The organism is Mycobacterium sp. AZCC_0083, assembly GCF_014202335.1.
GTDB lineage: Bacteria > Actinomycetota > Actinomycetes > Mycobacteriales > Mycobacteriaceae > Mycobacterium.
The window spans coordinates 56,744-76,759 of record NZ_JACHGP010000017.1 but is presented as its reverse complement, the minus strand read 5'-3'; the positions used below and the strand labels follow the sequence as shown (position 1 = coordinate 76,759).

19 protein-coding genes are annotated in these 20,016 nt (G+C 64.4%); 4 read left to right on the top strand and 15 right to left on the bottom strand.

From position 1 onward, the window contains the following. Positions 1 to 7: 7 nt before the first annotated feature. Positions 8 to 1,192 (top strand): acyl-CoA dehydrogenase family protein, encoded by a 1,185-nt coding sequence (locus HNP02_RS33150; RefSeq protein WP_184444904.1) that lies wholly within the window; start codon positions 8 to 10, stop codon positions 1,190 to 1,192. 4 nt (positions 1,193 to 1,196) lie between these two features. Here HNP02_RS33150 and HNP02_RS33145 read toward each other — a convergent pair whose 3' ends face one another. Beyond that, a complete protein-coding gene (locus HNP02_RS33145) occupies positions 1,197 to 2,576 on the bottom strand; it encodes a DUF2252 domain-containing protein (protein ID WP_184444903.1) in 1,380 nt (459 codons plus the stop codon). A gap of 194 nt (positions 2,577 to 2,770) precedes the next feature. Here HNP02_RS33145 and HNP02_RS33140 point away from each other — a divergent pair, with 194 nt between their 5' ends. Further along, the gene (locus tag HNP02_RS33140) at positions 2,771 to 2,959 is read left to right on the top strand and encodes a hypothetical protein (protein ID WP_184444902.1); all 189 of its coding nucleotides are present in this window, start codon (positions 2,771 to 2,773) and stop codon (positions 2,957 to 2,959) included. Between the two features lie 81 nt (positions 2,960 to 3,040). Here the strand turns inward: HNP02_RS33140 and HNP02_RS33135 are convergent, their stop codons facing one another. From HNP02_RS33135 to HNP02_RS33080, 13 genes are all read right to left on the bottom strand, one after another. Continuing rightward, the gene (locus tag HNP02_RS33135; RefSeq protein WP_184444901.1) at positions 3,041 to 4,045 is read right to left on the bottom strand and encodes a pirin family protein; all 1,005 of its coding nucleotides are present in this window, start codon (positions 4,043 to 4,045) and stop codon (positions 3,041 to 3,043) included. Between the two features lie 61 nt (positions 4,046 to 4,106). Next, on the bottom strand, positions 4,107 to 5,588 hold the full coding sequence (locus HNP02_RS33130; RefSeq protein ID WP_221318328.1) for a CoA transferase: 1,482 nt from the start codon (positions 5,586 to 5,588) through the stop codon (positions 4,107 to 4,109). Between the two features lie 26 nt (positions 5,589 to 5,614). Further along, positions 5,615 to 6,583 (bottom strand): 3-hydroxyacyl-CoA dehydrogenase NAD-binding domain-containing protein, encoded by a 969-nt coding sequence (locus HNP02_RS33125; RefSeq protein WP_184444899.1) that lies wholly within the window; start codon positions 6,581 to 6,583, stop codon positions 5,615 to 5,617. Between the two features lie 14 nt (positions 6,584 to 6,597). Beyond that, positions 6,598 to 7,530, bottom strand: a complete 933-nt coding sequence (locus HNP02_RS33120; protein WP_184444898.1) for a 3-hydroxyacyl-CoA dehydrogenase — start codon at positions 7,528 to 7,530, stop codon at positions 6,598 to 6,600. Positions 7,531 to 7,681: 151 nt separating this feature from the next. After that, positions 7,682 to 8,242, bottom strand: coding sequence for an NAD(P)H-dependent oxidoreductase (locus HNP02_RS33115; RefSeq protein ID WP_184444897.1), 561 nt, complete (start codon positions 8,240 to 8,242; stop codon positions 7,682 to 7,684). A gap of 75 nt (positions 8,243 to 8,317) precedes the next feature. Beyond that, entirely contained in the window at positions 8,318 to 8,905 is a 588-nt protein-coding gene (locus tag HNP02_RS33110; RefSeq protein WP_184444896.1) for a hypothetical protein, read from the bottom strand. Between the two features lie 27 nt (positions 8,906 to 8,932). Then, positions 8,933 to 9,610 carry an HdeD family acid-resistance protein gene (locus HNP02_RS33105; protein WP_184444895.1) on the bottom strand — a complete coding sequence of 226 codons (678 nt, stop codon included), beginning with the start codon at positions 9,608 to 9,610 and terminating at the stop codon, positions 8,933 to 8,935. A 511-nt stretch (positions 9,611 to 10,121) separates the two neighbouring features. Beyond that, entirely contained in the window at positions 10,122 to 10,310 is a 189-nt protein-coding gene (locus HNP02_RS33100; RefSeq protein ID WP_184444894.1) for a hypothetical protein, read from the bottom strand. 4 nt (positions 10,311 to 10,314) lie between these two features. Next, positions 10,315 to 10,434 carry a hypothetical protein gene (locus HNP02_RS43870; RefSeq protein ID WP_309241778.1) on the bottom strand — a complete coding sequence of 40 codons (120 nt, stop codon included), beginning with the start codon at positions 10,432 to 10,434 and terminating at the stop codon, positions 10,315 to 10,317. Positions 10,435 to 10,741: 307 nt separating this feature from the next. Next, on the bottom strand, positions 10,742 to 10,957 hold the full coding sequence (locus tag HNP02_RS44185; RefSeq protein WP_375373742.1) for a sigma factor: 216 nt from the start codon (positions 10,955 to 10,957) through the stop codon (positions 10,742 to 10,744). Positions 10,958 to 11,255: 298 nt separating this feature from the next. After that, positions 11,256 to 12,713, bottom strand: coding sequence for a CoA transferase (locus tag HNP02_RS33090; RefSeq protein ID WP_184444893.1), 1,458 nt, complete (start codon positions 12,711 to 12,713; stop codon positions 11,256 to 11,258). Positions 12,714 to 13,006: 293 nt separating this feature from the next. Next, positions 13,007 to 14,338, bottom strand: coding sequence for a helix-turn-helix domain-containing protein (locus HNP02_RS33085; protein ID WP_309241777.1), 1,332 nt, complete (start codon positions 14,336 to 14,338; stop codon positions 13,007 to 13,009). A gap of 402 nt (positions 14,339 to 14,740) precedes the next feature. After that, the gene (locus HNP02_RS33080) at positions 14,741 to 17,551 is read right to left on the bottom strand and encodes a LuxR family transcriptional regulator (protein WP_184444891.1); all 2,811 of its coding nucleotides are present in this window, start codon (positions 17,549 to 17,551) and stop codon (positions 14,741 to 14,743) included. Between the two features lie 84 nt (positions 17,552 to 17,635). Here HNP02_RS33080 and HNP02_RS33075 point away from each other — a divergent pair, with 84 nt between their 5' ends. Beyond that, a complete protein-coding gene (locus HNP02_RS33075) occupies positions 17,636 to 17,962 on the top strand; it encodes a hypothetical protein (protein WP_184444890.1) in 327 nt (108 codons plus the stop codon). A 368-nt stretch (positions 17,963 to 18,330) separates the two neighbouring features. After that, a complete protein-coding gene (gene thiS / locus HNP02_RS33070; RefSeq protein ID WP_184444889.1) occupies positions 18,331 to 18,582 on the top strand; it encodes a sulfur carrier protein ThiS in 252 nt (83 codons plus the stop codon). Positions 18,583 to 18,987: 405 nt separating this feature from the next. Here thiS and HNP02_RS33065 read toward each other — a convergent pair whose 3' ends face one another. Beyond that, positions 18,988 to 19,431: an FHA domain-containing protein gene (locus tag HNP02_RS33065; RefSeq protein ID WP_375373737.1), complete on the bottom strand. Its 444-nt coding sequence runs from the start codon at positions 19,429 to 19,431 to the stop codon at positions 18,988 to 18,990. Between the last annotated feature and the right edge of the window lie 585 nt (positions 19,432 to 20,016).

The window sequence follows — 20,016 nt, the reverse complement described above, 5'->3', positions numbered from 1 at the left end:
AGCAGCGATGAGTACCCCGACGACGACCGACAGTGCCGATTTCTACGCACTAGAGGGACTGCTCGACGACGACGAGCAGGAGTATCTGCACAGCGTCCGTGACTTCATGAAGTCCGAGGTCGAGCCAACGGTCAATCAGCACTGGCAGCGAGGCAGCTTCCCGTTCGAGATCGTGCCGGGATTCGGACAACTCGGGTTGGCCGGGCTGCCCTATCACGGCTTCGGTTGCGCCGGAAGGTCATATCTCCTCGACGGCATGGTCGCGATGGAGCTCGCCCGCACCGACCCGTCGATCGCCACGTTCTCGGGTGTCCACGGGGGCTTGTCGATGGGTTCGATCTATCTGTGTGGCAGCGATGAGCAGAAGCAGCGGTTTCTGCCGGGCATGGCGCGGCTCGAGACGATCGGCGCATTTGGTCTGACCGAGCCGGACGTCGGGTCAGGCGCGTCACGCGGGTTGATGACGACCGCACGCAGGGACGGCGACTCGTGGATCCTCAACGGTCAGAAGAAGTGGATCGGCAATGCCACCTTCGGCGACTTGACCGTGATCTGGGCAAGAGACGTCGCCGACGGTGAGGTCAAGGGGTTCGTCGTCGCGAACGACACCCCCGGATTCTCGACGACCAAGCTGGAGGACAAGATCGCGCTGCGCATCGTGCAGAACGCGGTGATCACGCTGCAGGACGTCCGAGTGGACGAGGCCGACCGACTCGCGAACGCCAACTCGTTCCGCGACACCGCCGAAGTGCTGCGCATGACCCGCGCCGGTGTCGCCTGGATGGCGGTCGGCTGCGCCCGGGGTGCATACGACAATGCGTTGGCGTACGCGGTTTCCCGTGAACAGTTCGGCAGGCCGATCGCGGGTTTCCAACTCGTCCAGGATCTCTTGGTGCGGATGCTCGGCAACATCACGTCGTCCTGGGCGTTGTGTGCCCGCCTCTCCCAGCTCCAGGACGAGGGCCACGCGGAGGATCGGCACTCGTCGCTGGCGAAGGCATGGTGCACGGTGCGAATGCGCGAGACCGTTGGGTACGCACGCGAACTTCTCGGTGGCAACGGAATCCTCTTGGAACACAACGTCGGACGCTTCGTCGCCGACGCCGAGGCCATCTACTCCTACGAAGGCACGCGCGAGATGAACACGTTGATCGTCGGCCGCGCCATCACGGGGCTCAGCGCGTTCGTGTAGCCGCCTAAGGGTCCAGTTGGGCCGACACCCGGCCGCCGGCGACCGCATCACGCAGTGCCGCGCAGTCACGGGAGTTCTGCTGTGCGTAGGTCTCTGCGAACTGGGTGAGCGCGACGTCGGCGGTGTCGCTGCTGCCGAGATATCCCGCGATCGCGATGCGATCACCGGTGCGGGCGTGCGCGCGGGCAAGGACGTGCGCGCACGATCGCCCATAGTCGGCAAGCAGCTGCGGGCTCACCGACTCCACACTCGCCGACTCCTTCCAATCCCGTAGCTGGCGCACGTAGTAGTCGCCTTCGTGGCCATCGGGGCCGACGCCACGCAACCACCCCAGCAGGATGTCGCTGCAGGCCTGCATCAGCCGCTCACCCGCCACCACCCGCTCCGCGGCGTTGGTATGGCCACCCGAACCGAGGAAGCGCTCGTACGCCGAGGGCTGGGCCTCCTTGACTTGCAACAGCAACGGGTCGTGGTCGTCGCGTCCAAGCAACAGCACGACCCAGGCCCGGGTGCCGACACTGCCAACGCCGACCACCTTGCGGGCCATGCCGGTGTAGCGGAACCGGTGCACGAGCGCGCGACGGCTGGTCTCGAGACTCTCCTCGTAGGCGTCGAATAGGGCGCCCATGTGTTCCTCGTGTTGTCGGGCCTCCGTTTCGCCGACGAGTTCGTCGATCGGTATGAGCAATGGCGGATCGCTGACGAGTCGGCGCCGCCCGTCGACGAGCCGTGTCAGTTGCGACAGCGCTTGAAGGCTGTCGCGTCTTTGGGCCTTGGCCGCGGTGCGTCGGATCGCTTCTGCGTAGGTCTGATCGACACTTTCCTCGAGCGCATCATCGACCACTGTCTGGGCGTACCACACGTCGAGCTCACGCATCTCCGCAAGCGTGTGCATTCGGTCTCGATAGGCTTGCGCGCAGGTGCGCACGACGCGCACACACTCGTCGCGGCCAAAGCCGTTCTCCTGAGCGATGATCGCCACACTGGCCACCAACCGCTTGACATCCCACTCCCAAGGTCCTGGCAGCGTCTCGTCGAAGTCGTTGATGTCGAAGACGAGGCTTCGCTCAGGCGAGGCGAACAGCCCGAAGTTCGACACATGTGCGTCGCCGCACAGCTGCGCGGTGAGGCCAGTGTGTCGGCCGGACGCCAAGTCGGACGCCATGATCAGTGCGGCGCCGCGGAAGAACGAGAATTGCGATCGCAGCATCCTGCCGTATCGCACCGGCAGCAGGTCCGCGATCCGATCCGCGGCCTGCGACTCGAGCAAGTCGACCGGGTTCGGGCGGTTCTGCGGCGGATTGAACTCTGCCAGCGCCGACCTGGGCATCACCGAACGGCGGTCACGACCGAGGTCTCTCCGTTGCGCTACCGATGCGTCCATGCGAGGTCACCGCCTCCTCGAGTGCATCGTATGCGGACGCCTTGTCTCCCGACGATAAGTCGCAGGCGAAAGTTGGTCCTTTCGGGACATCGTTGACCTGCGGTTTCGCTCGTAGATTTCTGTTCAGAAGTTCAGCGACGAGTTTCCACCAGAGACAAACCTACGATCCGCTTCGCGGAGAATGTGAGAAAACCATGTTGTTCGCAATCACCCTCTTCCTGCTGGTTCTGTCCCCCCTGTTCATTCCGATCGGTGTCACCGTGGTCTACGAGTTCGGCGACTGGCGCGACGCCATCACCGCTCGCCTGAACCGCATGACCCGCCAGTTCCGCCCGGCCCGCCAGTACCGTCCGGCCGCCGGTCTGGTGCCCGCCGCCGCGTAACTCAGCTTTCGCACCCGAGCGTGACGCCTAGCGTCACGCTCGATGCGTGTCGGGACCCACCGGGCGCCAGCTGTCGAGGCCTCAGATCCCGGTTTCTTCGGTGCGTATCGGGGATGGGTCGGGGACGTGGGGCATCAGGGCATCAGGTGGAATCTGACCGAACAGTCCGGCCTCGAAGTCCTGCAGCGCCTGCCCTAATTCGGCCTTGGTGTTCATCACAAAGGGCCCATACGCCGCGACAGATTCGCGAAGGGGCTGGCCACCCAAGATGAGCAGGTCCAAGGCCGGACTTTGCGAGTTTTGGCGATCATCACCGCGGACCTCGAACCAGTCGCCGCGGCCAAACACAACCAGCTGACCGTCACGTACCGGTCGCCCCTCGGTACCCACGCGCCCAGCGCCAGAAAGAACGTAAATGAGCGCATTGAAGGACGGATCCCACGGCAATTGCAATCGCGCGCCCGGCGAAACGGTCGCATGGATCAGCGTAATGGGCGTGTGTGTCGCCCCCGGGCCTCGGTGGCGACCGACCTCGCCCGCAATCACCCTCACCAACGCGCCCGCATCGGCGGACACCGCCAGCCTCACTGCGGCGGCGTCGATGCCCTGGTAGGCAGGCGGGATCATCTTCTTCCTCGCGGGCAGATTCACCCACAACTGCACGCCATGGAACAGGCCGCCCGACATGACCAAGTCCTCCGGCGGCGTCTCGATGTGCAAGATCCCGGAACCGGCCGTCATCCATTGGGTGGCGCCGTCCTGGATCATCCCACCGCCCCCATGCGAGTCCTGGTGCTGAAAACGACCGTCGATCATGTAGGTCACGGTTTCGAACCCCCGATGTGGATGCCACGGTGTGCCTTTGGGCTCGCCGGGCGCGTAGTGCACCGCGCCCATCTGGTCCATGTGCACGAACGGATCGAGCAGCGCACCTTGCACCCCGGCAAAAGCCCGGTGAACGGGAAAGCCTTCGCCTTCAAGGCCGGTCGGCGCACTGGTCACGCTCAGCACCGGGCGCTCGAGCGCACCACGCGGCGGCCCGTCAAGCCGTGGCAACCGCAAGTAGTCGGCCGTTACAGCGGGCATGATGATCTCCTGTCAGGTCGGTGGTTCGTTTCGATCGAGCGGACGCCCCTTCGAAACCGGTTCACGGTTCCAGCCATTGCGGCTTCGCTGAACCGCGCGGCGCCAAGACCGTTCGGTATGACTCCTTCGTTCGCGACATCACCACCTGGTCCGTCATCCCCTGGTACGTGCCGAGCGGAGTTTCCGCGGTGAACAGGTCGGGAGCGACATAGGAGTGCTCGTCGCTCGATCCGGCCGTAGCCGCGGCGTACTCCTTGTCGAAAATCCCAAGCGACAGCAGCCATAGCACGGTTCGGGTCAGAGACACGACCACTCGATAGCTGCCACCGTCGGTCGCGCGCCGGCGCAGCGCCTCGAGTATGCCGACAGTGCCGAGCCAGCCCACCACGTTGTCGCAGATGGGAATTATCGCAGGCGATTTCGGGAACGTAGGCGTCCCTTCGATACAGAACACACCCGATACGGCTGCGCCGATCTCATCGAAGCCGGGACGGTTCGACCATGGGCCCGTTTCGCCGTGGAGGATCACCTTGGCGTGGATCAGTCCGGGCTTCGTCGCACATAGCTCCTCAGCGGTGAGACCGTTTCGCTCCAGATAACCGGGGCGCTTGTTGGCGAAGAAGACGTCGGCATCCTCGAGGAGGTTGTCGAACTTGGCGCGATCCTCCTTGGCGCCGTCCAAGATCGTGGAGCGCATACCAACCTGCACATCCCAGGCGAAGGCCTCGACCTCGGTGGCGTCGGGCCGCCAGATGTTGAGGACGTCAGCGCCGTACATGGCGAGGTCCCGGCCGATCGCACCTCCCGCGATCACATGCCCCATCCCGAACGCGCGGATGCCGTCCAACGGATTCCTGCCGTCCTTCGTGAACGGCATGGGCTCGCTATCACCGATCTTCTCGACCGTGATCAACGGCATCGTGCAGAGGGCTTCGGTGTATTGCGGCTCGTCGAGGAACTCGTCGAGCGTTCGCACCTTGGCGAGCACCAGACCTTCGCCTGCCGCGGCCGCCTCCAAATCATCTGCGCGCCATTGCAGTATCGCGTTCTCGACGGAGGCGAGGCTGTCGGTACACCTCAGGAACTTGAGCGTGTCCGTCTTCGATCGAGGATAGAAGTCCAAGGCCACGACGTAGCGGCCATCTCGGGTCTTGCGGAAGAGCGGCAGTTCGAGGAAAGGGTTGCCTGCAAACCCGCCCATCGCGGGAGGACGTCCGTTCATCGTTTCCCACTTCCCGTCGAAGAAACCGCAGAACCGTCGAAGCGCCTTGCGAACGTCGACGTGGATGTCCTGCCCCTCCCCGGTTCTCGCCCGCCAAAGGGCTGCGGCGGCGACGGACTTCGCGGCAAGGCCGGTCGCGGCCATCGCACCGAACCGATGCGGGCTGGAAATGATCGGGTCCTGCCCGTAGAAGGAAAGTCGCCCTCCGCTGTCCGTGGCAGTGAGTCCAACGTCGCTCAGCACCGCGTTCGTGTTCGCCAGCAGATCGAACTCCGATGAACTCAGCGGGTTCTTGATGCTCGATTCGAGAGCGTCAGTCAAAGAGGTTGCGCCCGCGGTAAATACACTCACGCCGTTTGTCTTGTCGCCGAGAGGGCGCCTGCGCCGTTCGCGCGCAGCCGCAGAAGTCCGATGATGACCTCGTTCTCTTCGCGCGCGAGCTCGTGGACGGAGTGTCCTCCGGCTTCGCGCATCACACCGTCAACGATGGTTTGCTTGAGTTCAGGAGTTACGTCGGGATTTCCCAGCGTCTTCATCATCGCCGCGAGCGGGTCCATGAGCTGTTCCATGAAGTGATTGATGCCGCCCGCTCCCCCACCCAGATGCCATTGCAGGCTTTGGCCCATCACGCCCCACCGGAGCCCGGGTCCGAAGCTAACGGCGGTGTCGGCCTCCTCGACGCTGAGCACATCTTGTTCTATGAGATGGAGCATCTCTCGGTAGAGCGCTGCCTGTAGCCGGTTGGCGACGTGTCCTGGCAGTTCCTTGCGCAGATGGATGGGCTTCTTGCCGATCGATGCGTAGAAGCGCATCGCCTGTTCGACGGCGTCCGGCGATGTCTTGCTACCCCCAACCACTTCCACGAGCGGGACGATGTGGGGCGGATTGAACGGGTGCCCGACGAGGACCCTCTCCGGGTTCTTGCACGCCGACTGAATGACACTCGGCGTGATGCCCGACGAGCTCGAGGCGATGATCGAATCGAGCGGCGTCGCCTCATCGATGGCCGCGAACAACTTCATCTTGAAGTCAGGTCGTTCGGGGCCGTTTTCCTGGACGAAGTCGGCTGTCGCGAACGCCCGATCCGAGTCTGTCGTGAAGCTCAATCGGGCGCGAGATGCGCCCGGTGACAGGCCGATCTCTTCGAGCTGTCCCCAGGCCTCGTCGACGTAGTTGCGCAAATTGGCCTCAGCGTTTGGAGCCGGATCGGTCGCAACGACGTCTAGCCCGCGCGCCAGATACTGAGCCGCCCAGCTGGCGCCGATGACTCCCGTACCGACGACTGCGACACGACGAATTGGTTTTGCGAATGACATGATGCGTCTCCCTCTCAAGAGATTTCGGAATATGCGATACCGGTCAGGTTTCCTTGAGCGACGAGCACTGGTCTGGCGTCCGATCCGTCGAGCTTGGCCACGAGGACGTCGCCACCGAAGTCGGTGACGAACATCCGGTCGCCCTTGAGATCCAGGGCGATGCCGATCCCTTCCATCAAGTGCGTGAGCACGATCTCAGGGGCCGGACGGTCCAACGCACCAGAATCCATCGGGGCGCGATTCACCGTGTTGCCGCGGGGCGGGTCGCCCCGGTCAGTCCAATACACGACGCGGTTGGTCAGATCGAGGTCCAGGTCGATCGGCTCGGGAAGCCCGTCGTAGACCAGTTCGATGTCAGCTCGATTGGACGCCGACTGCCCAGCGGGAACGTCGATGCCGGCGCGGCAAAGGCGGCCCTTGCCTGCGTTGTCGGGGCCCTTCTGAGTCCAGTAGACCTTGCCGCCATCGACATCGATGGCCACACCCACGCACCACTTGGTTGCATCCGGCCCGGGTCGCGGGTCGCCCTGACTCGTGTCCACGAGTGTCTCGATGTTGGTGCCGTCGAGATTGGCGCGCATCACGCGCATGCCCTCGCGGTCACACCAGTACAGCTTTCCGCTCGTCCTTTCGAGCTGGAGCTGCTTGGGAGTGAACGTGCCGCCCTTGGGAACGACCGTCGTTCGGTTCCCCCCGTCGAGGTCGGCTCGCTCGACCGAGCCGTCGTTCACCTTGGGGATCCCCATATTGGTCCAGTAGATGTGTCCCGCCGCGACATCGACCGCGATCCCGTCGGGGAGCCTGCACTCGGTGACGATGACGTTGCGGTCGGAGCCGTCCGAATTGAGCGAGACGATGCGGTCGTCGCTGAGGTCGAGAAGGAACAGCCGACCCACCGTTACTGGGTCGCCGGATGCATGTTTCGATGCCTGCTGTTGCGAACTCACGATGTGCCTTCACTCCAAGTATCGGTTGGAATCCGAACGGGATGTCGGATTCTCTTCTGCGCCAAGCAATTCCATCGTCGTGTGACCCGCTGACGGCGTCGATGTGATTGCGAACAGCAATCTGCGGCGAGGATTGTCCGCAGTGACACCGTCAGACCTCGATCCGCGACCCTACGATCAGGGTCTGGTCTCGGGGCAGGTTGTCTCTGTGCACTTCATCTGCGAGCTTCGCGATCGCTTCGCGCAGAGTCGGCACAGTCAATGGCTCGATCATTCGGGGTCCCAAACCCCCACGGGTGTCCTCGACTTGACGCGACCAGACGCCGGTATAGCACCCGGTCGACCGGCCGACCACGGCGAGCGGCTTGTCATGGAGCGCACCGTCACGCCAGCGGCGCGTCAGCCAGTCGATTGCACTATTCACCGTGGAAGGAATCCGCCCGCGGTAGCTCGTGACGACGAGCACCGCATCGGCCTCGCTGGCGGCCATACGCAAGGCGACGACGGCGTCCGGCGTCCCGTTGGTTTCCAACGCTTCGTCGTAGTGGGGCAGGCGGACAAGGTCGTCGACCACGTGCACCATTACTCCGTCGGGCGAGCTGTCGATGGCATGTCGGCACAACGCACGACTGACCGGACCCGCAGGAAGACCGACCAAGACCAACACGACGATGAAATCCGGTTGTGCATTTGGTGTTTGAGGAGTTGCCATCACTGCAACCTTGTCTGCGCTCGATGTTGGTGTGTGCACACCCGGGCACAATCGGACTGTGGGTCCTGACATGACTCATGGTCTCCGGCCGCTGTCGTCGTGAATGAGGCATCGGATGTCGTGTTCCCAGGCGGAATCACGCCGGCCGTCAAGGTGCGAGCGTCCCCAGCGGACCAATCCGGTCACGGCAAGCGCCACCGCTTGCCAGGCCGCGTAGGCGACACCGACCGCCTCCACACCGGCCCGCGATGTCGGCGTGGGTGGGTCGACGCGAGCGCCGTCACGGTCAACCCAAATCATCAGCGGGTCACCGATTTTGACGCCACCATCCACGCTGATGGTGGCGATGCGTTGGGTCCCCTTGACTTGCCATCGGGCGTTGACCATCGTCGCCGTGCTTCCGTTGGCTCTCGGAACGATCGTGCTGACGTCGGTGGCTCTGGCGGTCACGGTGTGCCGCGTCTGGGCCTGTTCGACGTACACGCGGGTGCGCGCATCGTGCACGGCCGTGCCCAGCGCCCCCGCACAGGCGGCGGCCGCCAGAACGAACAGGAATCCCAGGGCGACGATCAACAGTTCCAGGCGGTCGATGCCGCGCACCAGCGGATTACGGCCGCATGCGCGCAGCACCCACCATCCGTGGACGTACTCGACGCTTCGCATGACCACTCGCCCGTCGAGTCAGGTGGATCACCGAGTGGGGACGGCTGCGTCGGGCGCAGGCTGGTCGTTGGTGACCCCGAGTCGATCGGCCAGCCCTTCGATGGCGGTGATACCACTACGTCCTTGGTGGATCTGGAAGCCCAGGGCGATTTCGCCGATGCCGTGCAGCAGGGCCCCGGCGGCCACCCACGCCACCAAGATCACCACGGAGATGCTCCATGACCCAGCGGCCCAGAACCCCAACCCCAGCTCAACGAGCCCGGTGATCAACAACACCCACCACCCGGACACCGCGCTACCGGCGAAGGCCATGACGATGTCGAAGCTACCGCGGAAGATGAAGTAGAAGCTCACGATGGCGGCAAGCGTGACGAAGGTGGCGCCGAGGTTCGTCAAGGACACCACCCCCACCACCACCAGCAGCCCCGCCATTACCCAGTGTGCGATGCGCCAGCCAGTGGATGAGGACACCGCCGCGATCGTGATCTCGTTGACTGAGGCGACCAGGCAGTACGCCCCGAACAGCACGGCCACCGCCTCGACGGTGGTGTAGTCGAAGCGCAGGATCACGACGGACAGCACGATCCAGGCAGCGCCGGTGATCAGCAGCAGCCACCAGAACCGGGACTTGGACACGGCGTCCGCGAAGAAACTACTCACTGGCCCGGCCGGTGTCGTGGTGGCCTGACGACGGTTCTCGCTCATTGGGTGCTCCTCAACATTCGATTGATGTGGCCTCGCCAACCCTTGAGTCGGCGACAACTCGAGAGTGCCCCCGGCCGCATCCAATGGCGATGTGTTGTGGCACAACATCACTGTCACGACGCAGTGCCGGCAGACAACGCCCATGTGAGCACTACTCTTCGGGATTGCCTCGACGAGAGCGGAAAACATGTCCGGATGCGGGAAACCTCCAGACATGCTTGCGATTTCCCCAAACACGACAGATCTCCTGGAGCACGACGCCGGACGCTTCCTTGCCGATACCGATCTTTGAAGCCGGCGCGCGGGTCACGTTGCGTCAAGGCTCATCGGCTACCTTTGTCTTGGCGACTAACCCCCGGTTGAAGATCGTGTGTCGGCGAACGTTCGCCCCAACCCGTGCAGCGGCCCGCCCCGCCGATCCTGATGGGCGGCACCGGTGAGCGCAAGACGTTGCGTCTGGTCGCCCTTTACGCCGACTCGTGGAACGGTAGTTTCCAAACTGTCGAGGTCGTTATGTGGTCATCGCCGCCGGACTTCCCGCCGTGGGCACGAACAACTGGCCGCCGATGGTGGGCGGATGGACAAGGATCGCTGCCGCTGCACCAATCACCCCGGAAAACAACGCCACCGCGAGGCCACGCAGAATCAAGGTTCCGATGTCTTTCAGACTTCGCCGGCCGTTCTGCAGCACTTCTGACACGGAGTTATCCGGCGGCCGGGATTGGCTCTGGCTCAACACGGGAGGCGCCGTCGCCGAGCAGGGTGCGGAGTCGTTGTCGGCCGCGATGAAGCCGCGTCATCACAGCACCGATCGGGGTTTTCATGATCGCCGCGATCTCCTTGATAGCGCAACCCCTGAACGTCGGCGTAATACACGAAGTCGCGGAACTGCTGTGTCAGCGCCTGCATGGCCGCCTTGATGTCGGTGTCCGGCAACAAATCCAGCGATTCGTCCTCTGAGGAGCGCATCCCTGTCGGGGCACAATGGGCGTAGGCCTCGGCCAGATGCTGGTCGGCGAACTGCTCGGTGGAGTGCAACACAGGTTGGCGCCGCTTCCTGCGGTAGCCGTTGGTGCAGGTATTGGTCAGAATTCGGAACAGCCAGGCGTTGAGATTGGTGCCCGGTTGGAATTAGTGGAAAGCACCGAATGCCTTCATTATGGTCTCCTGCACCAAGTCCTCCGCATCGGCCTGGTTGCGGCTGAGCCGAAATGAGTGACGGTAGAGCGCCTCCCGCAATGGAACCACGTCTCGTTCGGACCGTGCGCTCAATTCGTCATCGGGTGACCGCCTTTCGACCGGTTTGCGGCTTCGTACCGTCCTCGCGTGGTGCTGCGTAACGGTCATTGTCGTTCTTCCATGGTGATGGCTGTTTCCGACCTCCGTGAGTGAATCGCTCACGCTGCTAGCCGGTTTGATATGTCGTCGATGGTTTGTTGTGCGGTTCTGGCGTGTTTCCGTATTGGCGCATCGGGCGCAAGATAGTCCCCAATGGTCCCCAGGAAAGCGGCCGAAGGGACTGGGGCAATCCCCGGGATGCTCAGCCATCAGCACCGGGCGGTGTGCCCATACGACGACACGGCACGGGCGGCGGTCGACGACCTGAGCGGGCGCTCGGGACTCTTACTGCGCATAACCCGAGAAGTCAGCTGTCCTTCCATTGCGCCCGGCTTGACCCCCGCACCACCAGTACGGGGTCTTGCCAAAAGGGCCTGGTTTCGGAGAACTTCACGGGTGGGGCGAGTCGGACGAGTTCCCCGTAGGGGGTGTGCGCGGTAATGCTGGCCGGGTCCAGGATTTGGTGCTGCTCGCCGGTGGGCGTTGGGGCGTTCTTGTCGAATTCGCCCAAGGACATGAACCACATTGCGCAGCGGGCCAGGTTGACGCGCACATGGTAGCTGCCGCCTTCCTTGGCCCGGCGGATCAGGGCGGCTTGGATGCCGGCCGCGCCGAGGTAGCCGGCGATGTAATCGTTCATGACGTGGGTGGGGGGGAACGCGGGCTGCTCGGGGGTGCCCTCTTCGGTGGTGAACCCGGTGACGCAGAGGGCTTCCATGTCAAACCCCGCCCGGTTGGCCCACGGCCCGTCGTAGCTGTAGCAGCGTGCGGAGGCGTAGACGATGCCGGGGCGGCGGGCGGCCAGTTCCTCGGGCGACAGTCCGAGGTTGGAGATCTTGCGGGTGCGGTAGCTTTCGACGAATACGTCTGCGCCGGCGGCGAGTTCGTAGGCCTTTTGGCGGGCTTCGGGCTGGTTGAGGTCGAGCCACGCCGAGGAGGTGAACCCGGCGCAGGGGTCCTGCATTAGGGCCTCGTGCTCAAACTCTTCGGGGTGGGCGATCTGCAGCACCTCGGCGCCGTGCTCGGCCAACGTGCGCGACATAACGTTGCCGGCGATGACGTGGGTTGCCGACAGCACCCGCAGCCCCGACAGCGGGCGTGCCGCCGGTGTGAACGGCTCTGGATCGCTATCGCCGATCTTGACGATTTCCACCAACGGCTTTTCGGCGAGGTACTTGCCCTGGGGGTGGACTGCCCACTCTTCGGGCGTGCGCACGACGGCGAAGACGAGCTCCTTGTCAGCGGCCGCCTCATCGAGTTCCATGGCGTCCCACTTGGACACGGTCTTGGCGATGCTGTTCTTGTCCGGCGAGCACCCCAGGAACGTGCACATGCTGTTCAGCAGACGCGGGTAGGCCCCCGTCGGCAGGAAGAACCGGCCGTCCTTGGTCTGGTACAGGTCGAACCCCATCGGGTTGCCGATGAAATATGGCAGCTGGTAGGGGTAGCCGTTGATCGTGGGCATGAATTTGTACATCGGGTTGATGCCGTGGATGGCCTTGCGCAGGTCGAGGCTCAGGTCCTGGCCGCGGCCGGTGCGCTGGCGCCAGATATCGGCGATGCCCGCGGCCCCGGCCATGATCGGGATGCCGATGCACGCCCCGAGCCGATGCACGGTCGGGAAAATCGGATCCGCGCCAACAAAAGTTATTGCGCCGCCGGTGTCTTCGGGCGACAGTCCGAGATCGCTCATGACAGAGCGGAAATGCGCGTTGACGTCGAAGCCCGTAGACAGGGTTGGTGTAACCACACTGTTGCTGCTCATGTTGGTCCTTTCATCTCCATGCCGCGGTGACTGTCATGTCCCGACTATTGCCCGCTAGGGAATCCACGTCATTGGCCCCGATGACAGCGATGAATCCGGTTGGGTGTAGCGGGGAACACCGGCAGCCGAGCCCAAAAACCGTTTGAACGAGCACGACGAACGAGAGCAGACCGACTTCGGCTACGCACAGTGTGGCAACGGCTTTGCATGATGTGCTACGCGCGCGGGCCCTGACTAGGCAGCATCGTTATCGTGGCGGCCTTCCGCTCGTCCACAGCCTCAATGGTTTTCGGCTACATCAGACGGCGATGTACCTCGAAAACCAAACACAGCTCGGCGACATCCCTTGGCCGCGAGAGGGATCTTCCGGTGTGTTTCTCGATCCGGCGCAACCGGTGGCGGACGGTGTTCGGGTGGCAAATGAGTACCTCAGCCGCACCGGACACCGACGCATCGTTGTCCTGCCAGACCCGAAACGTTTCGAACAGCATCTCCCGGTCCTCGTCGGGAAGGTTGCCAAAACCGTCCAACGCAGCGCGGACCGTTTTGATCATCGCCTCCGGTGCGCTGACGGCAGCGGTGGCCAGGATGGAGCCGTCGAACACGGCGACCGAGGATGTGGAATCGGTCGGGCCCCGCAACATCACCCTTGCGACATGCAGGGCTCGTCGCGTATCGCGCAGATCCCCGAAGGCCGCACTTACGCCCACCCGCGCAGTCGTCATCCGAGATACCAGGCCAATGACCATGTCGAGTTTTCGTTCGGACTTGACGTGTACGACCCCGACCTGCAAATCAGGCAGCAGCCGCCACGCTGAAAATATGTCAAGGCTACGAAGCTTCGACCCGATCTCGGGTAGCGGCTCATCGCCCGCGCTGGGAACGTGGGCGGCGATGACCACAAAAGGACCATTGATCGGCAGCCGAAGATGGCCGGCGAGATCCCGCAGGCTCCAATCGTCGAAGGCCCGTCCCTCAAGCAGGGCGTCAATCAGACTCAAGCGTTGTGACCCCTCAGCCAGGAGCTGCCGGTTCTGCTCGTCGCGATGGCCGGCCACGAGTGCAGTGGCGATCAGTTCGGCACAGTGGCCCACGTGGTCCTCTGTGTCGGCCGGCATGGGGCCTGGCCGGTCCGCGCCGACGGCCGCCAGGCCCCACAGGCGTCCGTCGACGATGATGGGGACTCCCACCGCAGCGCTCAGGCCGATTGCGCGGACGAGCTCGGCGAAAATTCCGGTGGCGTTGTCGTAGCTGTCCATCCGGGCAGGGCGGCCGGTGCGTTGCACCACCGCCGCGAGGGTGTTGCCCTCGATCGGTGTTCGAGTGCCCACCGGCCACTTCATCGCCGCGTCAGGAAGGTAAGCCGCGAGGCTGAGCAGCGTAATTTCGCCGGTCGTTTCGTATCGCCACAACCCTGCGGCAGCCGCAGGCACGCATCGGCGCATCTCGTCGGCGACCGCGCCAAATACCTCCGAAGGTTCAACGCCGCGCGCGACGAGCGTGGCGAGCCGGCGCAAGGCGGCCTGTTCGGTGGCGAGCCGGCGATACTCGGTGTACCACTTGCCATCGTCGAGGTTCTCCTCGAATTCGGCAGCAAGTTCCTCGGCGGACAAGAGTCCGTCCACGGCATCCTCATCAATCGTCAGGTCAGATTGAAACCCTGCGCTCAGTTCGCCATCGCTCGCACGTCGTGCCTGCGCGTCGGGATCGCTAGTGCTACTTACTGATTCGGCGACCGAGCTAGGCGAGTCTATGGTCATCGGGACACCATTGCCCACCCAGCGACACCGAACACCACCGGCAGCATCGCCAGCATTCCAAGCGTTGCATTCAGCATCGTTGGCTCTTTTCCTCGTGTGCTCACCGGCGCGGTGTCTGGCCTAGCCTCGGCCGTCGTGCGAGTGAGAACGTGATGAGTTGACGACTACTACGGTCGCCGCGCGGCCAGCCCCGCACCATGGCCCGAGGATTCATGTTTAGAGCCGCATGGACCTAATACTAGGCGGACCCGATATGAGACTGGCTGGTTAATCGGACCCGGGCATGAGCTGCGTCAATTGGGCGCGGGAGTTGATGCCCAGCTTGGCGAACGCATTGTGGACGTGGTTTTTCACCGTATGCAGGGAAAGGTGCAGCTGCATGGCGGCGTCGCGGTTGGTCACGCCCTGTGCGATCAGGTTGACCACCTTGAGCTCGGAGTCGGTGAGGCTGTCCCAGCCCGCTTTTGCCCGCGGCTGGCTGACGATGCGACGTTCCACACCCAACCGGCGCAACTCGCGGCCCACCCGGCGCGCATCGGCGAGCGCTTCGTGGTGCAGGTAGGTGTCGAACGCGGCGTTGAGCTGATCCAGCGCCTCATCACCCCGGTCGGTGCGTGAGAGTTCAGCGCCGGCGTCCTCGGCGGCCGCGGCGTAAAGAAGCGGCCGCGACGACGCCCGAAGCACGTCGGCGGCGCCCACGAGCGCGTGGGCGTCACGTTCGAGGATCCCGCGAGCGTACGTGGCGACCCCGCTGAGCAACGGGATCGCCGGCCGCTCACGCTCGAGCAGCTCCGTGGCCTGCAGGACACGTATGCGCAAGCCGGCATCGCCGGCGGCCGATGCAACCCGCGCGGCCAAGATCACCTGATCTAAGACCTGGGGCCAGATTGGTGACCCGAATAGAGTGATGTCGCCGAGCCAGCGCATCGCGTCATGGACGTCGTCGCGCAGCCACGCCGCCAGCGCTAGCACATGCGCCGCTCCCCGACGCACGACAGATGAGCCAGTGGGGTAGGCGTTGCGCGCGTGATTGACCATCTGCTGCAACAAGTTTCGGTCATCGGTGCGGGCCGCCACCTCGGCCAGAATCACGATGCGGATCATGTCCGGCTCGGTCACGCCTGTCGGCTGTGGGGGCGGCAGGGACTCAGTCGCGGCGCGGGCGGCAGACAACCGGCCCGCAGCCAGGTGGACCATCCCGTCAATCGTGGCCCAGATTGCAAGGGCCATCGCGTTGCGTTCCCGGCGGGCTTGCTGTGTTCCGTCGGCGACCTGGGCCGCAGCGTCGTCCAACCGGCCGACTACCGCCAGCAGGTTGGCGTAGTGGATCGCGGCCAAGTCATGGGCTGCGGTCGCATCACTCGTGCGGGCGAGCGCGCAAAGTTCCTCGAGGCGGCCTACCGAGCGGCCCGCGTACCCCTCCCCATCATCGAGCAAAGCGAGGGTGAGGTTAGCCATGATCGTGGCCTCGAGATCACCGGTCGATGCAGCGGCCGCGGCGGCCTCATCGGCCGCCGTGCGCTCTTGCTCACCTTGGTTGTGGTACGCCAGGTTGTAGGCCAGGTGTGCCAGATGCCGTGCCCGGGTGACCTCGCTGATCTCGCCCAACTGCAACGCGCGCCGATTCTCCTCAACGCGCCGCTGAGTAGTGTGCTTATTGATCGTCGGGAGGCGCAGGCGAATCTCGGCCTCTTCTTGGGGCGACGCCGCTTCCGAGAGCGCCGCAACGGCCAACTCTTCGGCTTCGGGATGGCGGCTGGCCCGGTTGAGCAACCCCACCGTTTCGGCGACCAGCAGCCCGCGCTCAGCGTCATCGGCCGCCAACAGCTCCAACGCGCGCTGGCTCAAGTCCGCCGCCGCACTCGCGTCGCTGTGGCCCACTGATTGAGCGGCCTGTCGCAGCGCGTCGATCGCCTCCCGGTCTCCGGGCTCGGCGCTGCGTACCAGCTGGGTGGCCACCTCGGCCGGCGACGCGCCCATACTCAGCATGATCGACGCCGATTGGCGCTCCATCGCGCGGCGCAGCGACTGCGGCAACGACTGCCGGGTGGCCTCGCGCAGCAAGTCGTGCCGAAACCTCAACTGCTCACCGTCGTCGACGAGCAGATCCGCGCGCACCGCCTCCTCGAGCGCCGACATCAACGACGCCGGCTGGCGTTCCAGCATCGCGGCCAGCAGCCCAGCCGAGAACCGGTTCGGCAGCACCGCGGCCACCCGCACCACCTCGCCGGAACCCGCGGAGAGGTGGTCGAGTCGTTGCTGCATGCTTGCGCTCAGGCGTCGCGGCAGCGCATGTCCGGTGGCCACCGCACGCCCGCCGCTGACGTTGAGCCGGCCCTCCTCGTCCAGACCCCCGACCAGCTCCCTGACGAGGAATGGATTTCCGTGCGCCTTGGCGGCCAGGTTCAGCAGCGACTCGTCGGCGTTGGCCCGCACGGCGTCCTGGACCATGTCGACGACCGCGCCCGGCGACATAGCGGCCACGCGCACAACTGCGGCATTCGCGCGTTGCAGCACCGACAACGTCTCCTGGAGAAGCGGACCGCCAGCCCCGGTGCGGGCGGTTAGAACCCACAACACCGCCGCATCCGGCCGCGCGCTGGCCAGCGACCGCAGCGCCATTAACGTGCTGTTATCGGCCCAGTGGATGTCCTCCAACACGATCGCCAGCGGGGTTTCCGCGGCCGCCGCATGAATCGCGTCGGCCAGATCGCGCACCACCCAGTAGCGCAGATCCGCCGAGCCCCCCAGCCGGCGCAACGCGTCGGCGTCGCCAACCGGCGGATCGGCGCGCAGCGTGGCCATGAACAGCGAGAAGAACGGCACCGTCTGCTGATACTCGAATGCCTCACCGAACAAGGTGCGCACCCCGCCCTTGTCGGCCAGCGCCATCACCTCGGTCAGCAACCGACTCTTCCCGATGCCCGGCGGGCCCTCGATGACCAGCACGCCCCCGCGCCCCTGCACCAGCGCCGTCACCAACGCGCCGATCACCTTCAGCTCGCCCGCCCGGCCCCGAATCGGCGGAGTTGCGAGCCGCTGGGCGCCACTATCAAAAAGACCGGTCGAAGGCCCCATGGGGTGTCCTGTCTACCGTTACTGGACTGCCAATGCAGTGCGGGTCATTGTAGGCTTCCGCCCAGCTACGCGGAATACACGTCGATGCTGCTCAGCGTGCACGCGATCGAGGGCAGCGCCTCGGCGCCGACAGCCGAACATCAGCGGCGACGACCACGAACGGCGGGTGATCGCGCGGGCAAGCAGAACCGCCAGATCATCGGCGCGCTGGTAGAGCGCTTTCGCTACTTCAGCGACCTGCTTCTGCACCTCGTCGCCTTGATACCAGCAACGAAAATCCTCACGCGGCGCCGCTTGATACCCGGCCAGCCTTTGGTGGCGTCGCGGACGACACTTGCGCCGCCGCGCCGTCGCTCTCAAACTCGACGACGCAATGCTTACTTTCCAATAGCACGTCGACGGACACGGTGACGAGCTACCCCGGGGCACCGGTGCGCTGCCGAGGGGGCCGTCTCGGGGATTCGTGGGTCCCGGTCACCGTGCACTCCGACAGCGGGACATCCCTGGTCCCGTCGAAGTTCAACTCCACGTTGTACCCGTCGCCTCTGAGCTGGTTGACGGTGTCGGCGGCCGACGTACCCCGTAAGAGTCGGCTGCTGCGGCAACGATCACTCCAACCGATGTTTCAAGCCACGACGGCCGCTGTACATGTTGTGGCGGCCGCCACATCGGCGTTGTCGCGACGTTGTCATTGCACACATCGGCTTCGATACCAGGCAGGGCAACAATCGGGTGGTGCAAGGCTGCCGCAGTACGGCTCAGCAATGGGGGGAACTGACATGAGCGACACTGTCGGTCACGACGGCCCGAACGGAGCCGGGGACGATGGCCCGGCGGTCATCACCGTCAATGGCCGGCGTATGTGGGTTGGGGATAACGTCACGGTCGCGCTGCTGCTGGAGTCGCTCGGCTGCCCCGCCCGCGGTGTCGCCGTGGCGTTGAACCGAGCGGTGCTACCGCGATCCGCCTGGCAGACGAAACTTTCGGACGGCGCCCGGCTCGAGGTGCTAACAGCGGTGCAGGATGGCTGAGTCCAAGCTCGCGCCTGGGCACGGTCCCGATCGCCGCCGGTCACTGCCATGTGCCAACCCGCATCGGCGGCAGCTCCCTCGCGATGCCGGTCGCCAGGTTCTGTTCTCTGACGATGTCGTTGATTCTCCGTCCCTTTGTGACCGACCGAGAATCGATCGTGCCCGGCGTGCGGCACCACGACGGTGCAGTCAGCTTGTGTTACAGCAATACTCACTCACCGAACTGAGCCACTTTCCCGCGAGTGTGTGGCGGCTCCGACCGGTGAGGTTCGCGGCAACAGTGCATACCGCGTCTTGTTGTGTCCCCGCCTTGATATTCCACGGGCTAGCCAAAACAGACACCTGTACAGGCAGCCTGCATAGTTTGTGGCGCAACCCCACACCGGACCAGCTAGCGGGGTCCCGTCAGTGCGGTGGCGAAAATTGGGATTGATGGGTGAACCGATTCGTCGAATGGGGATGGTCGTCGGTGTCAACCCGTCGCGGTTGGATCAACAATACTAGCCGGAACTTACCCATCTGAATCTCGTCGCCGTTGGTCAGCACAGCTGAATCGATCGGCCGGCCGTTGACGTAGGTGCCGTTGAGGCTGTCAATGTCGACGACCTGCAATTCACCGCGTTCCGAGCGGAATTCGGCATGGCGCCGGCTGACGGTCACGTCGTCGAGGAAGATGTCGCCGCGCGGATCGCGGCCTGCGGATGTGACCGCCTGATGCAGCGGGAATCGGGAACCGGCGATGGGGCCACGCGTGACGACGACCATCGCGGAGGCGGTCCATTCGACGTCCGGCACTGCGATCTCGGCGATGATTTCTCGAGACGTCTGGTCGTCGTCCGTCTGGGTCACGTGTTGCTCCTTTTCGACTGTTCTGGCGGTGCCGCGTAGAACTTGCGTCCCGCGAGTTCGCGTTTCGTATTGCTGGACGGCGATGCTCGGTGCCAGATAGGGCCTTAGCCGCTTCCCACCCCTGTCAGGTCAGTTCGTCGTGCGGCAGCGCGGTCATCGCCCGTGCCGTCGCCGCCACGTAGGTGGCGGCGAACAGCATGGCCAGCCGATTCTCGAACCAGCGCCTCATAGGTGCTCTCCTTCGCTCAGTGTGCCGTCCGGCGAGGGTGTAAGCGGTTGAAGGTCAGCCCGTTTGGCGATCAATACCTAACCGCCCTGGATCGCGAGGCACCCTGCAGACGACCACCACTCGTCGGATTCCGCTGTGGTGTTAAGAGAGAAGCTAATGCACGGTTTGCCGGTCCGGGTTGTGGCGGTGACTAACGTTGATCTGAAGATCATGTCTCGGCGAACACCGACCGATAGAGTATTGGGGCGGAGGAGGTCGCCGAGGGCATCGCGGTCAGAACGCCTCAAGGTACTGCCGGAGTGAGATTGCGAGAGCTGCGACCACCGCCGGAGCGGATATTCGGAGAAGGCATCGAT

Bases quoted from the DNA above. Each gene is read 5' to 3' on its own strand.
- HNP02_RS33150 (WP_184444904.1), top strand. From the start codon at position 8: ATGAGTACCCCGACGACGACCGACAGTGCCGATTTCTACGCACTAGAG.
- HNP02_RS33145 (WP_184444903.1), bottom strand. From the start codon at position 2,576: ATGGACGCATCGGTAGCGCAACGGAGAGACCTCGGTCGTGACCGCCGT.
- HNP02_RS33140 (WP_184444902.1), top strand. From the start codon at position 2,771: ATGTTGTTCGCAATCACCCTCTTCCTGCTGGTTCTGTCCCCCCTGTTC.
- HNP02_RS33135 (WP_184444901.1), bottom strand. From the start codon at position 4,045: ATGCCCGCTGTAACGGCCGACTACTTGCGGTTGCCACGGCTTGACGGG.
- HNP02_RS33125 (WP_184444899.1), bottom strand. From the start codon at position 6,583: ATGTCATTCGCAAAACCAATTCGTCGTGTCGCAGTCGTCGGTACGGGA.
- HNP02_RS33115 (WP_184444897.1), bottom strand. From the start codon at position 8,242: ATGGCAACTCCTCAAACACCAAATGCACAACCGGATTTCATCGTCGTG.
- HNP02_RS33110 (WP_184444896.1), bottom strand. From the start codon at position 8,905: ATGCGAAGCGTCGAGTACGTCCACGGATGGTGGGTGCTGCGCGCATGC.
- HNP02_RS33105 (WP_184444895.1), bottom strand. From the start codon at position 9,610: ATGAGCGAGAACCGTCGTCAGGCCACCACGACACCGGCCGGGCCAGTG.
- HNP02_RS43870 (WP_309241778.1), bottom strand. From the start codon at position 10,434: ATGAAAACCCCGATCGGTGCTGTGATGACGCGGCTTCATCGCGGCCGA.
- HNP02_RS44185 (WP_375373742.1), bottom strand. From the start codon at position 10,957: ATGACCGTTACGCAGCACCACGCGAGGACGGTACGAAGCCGCAAACCG.
- HNP02_RS33090 (WP_184444893.1), bottom strand. From the start codon at position 12,713: ATGAGCAGCAACAGTGTGGTTACACCAACCCTGTCTACGGGCTTCGAC.
- HNP02_RS33080 (WP_184444891.1), bottom strand. From the start codon at position 17,551: ATGGGGCCTTCGACCGGTCTTTTTGATAGTGGCGCCCAGCGGCTCGCA.
- HNP02_RS33075 (WP_184444890.1), top strand. From the start codon at position 17,636: ATGCTGCTCAGCGTGCACGCGATCGAGGGCAGCGCCTCGGCGCCGACA.
- thiS (WP_184444889.1), top strand. From the start codon at position 18,331: ATGAGCGACACTGTCGGTCACGACGGCCCGAACGGAGCCGGGGACGAT.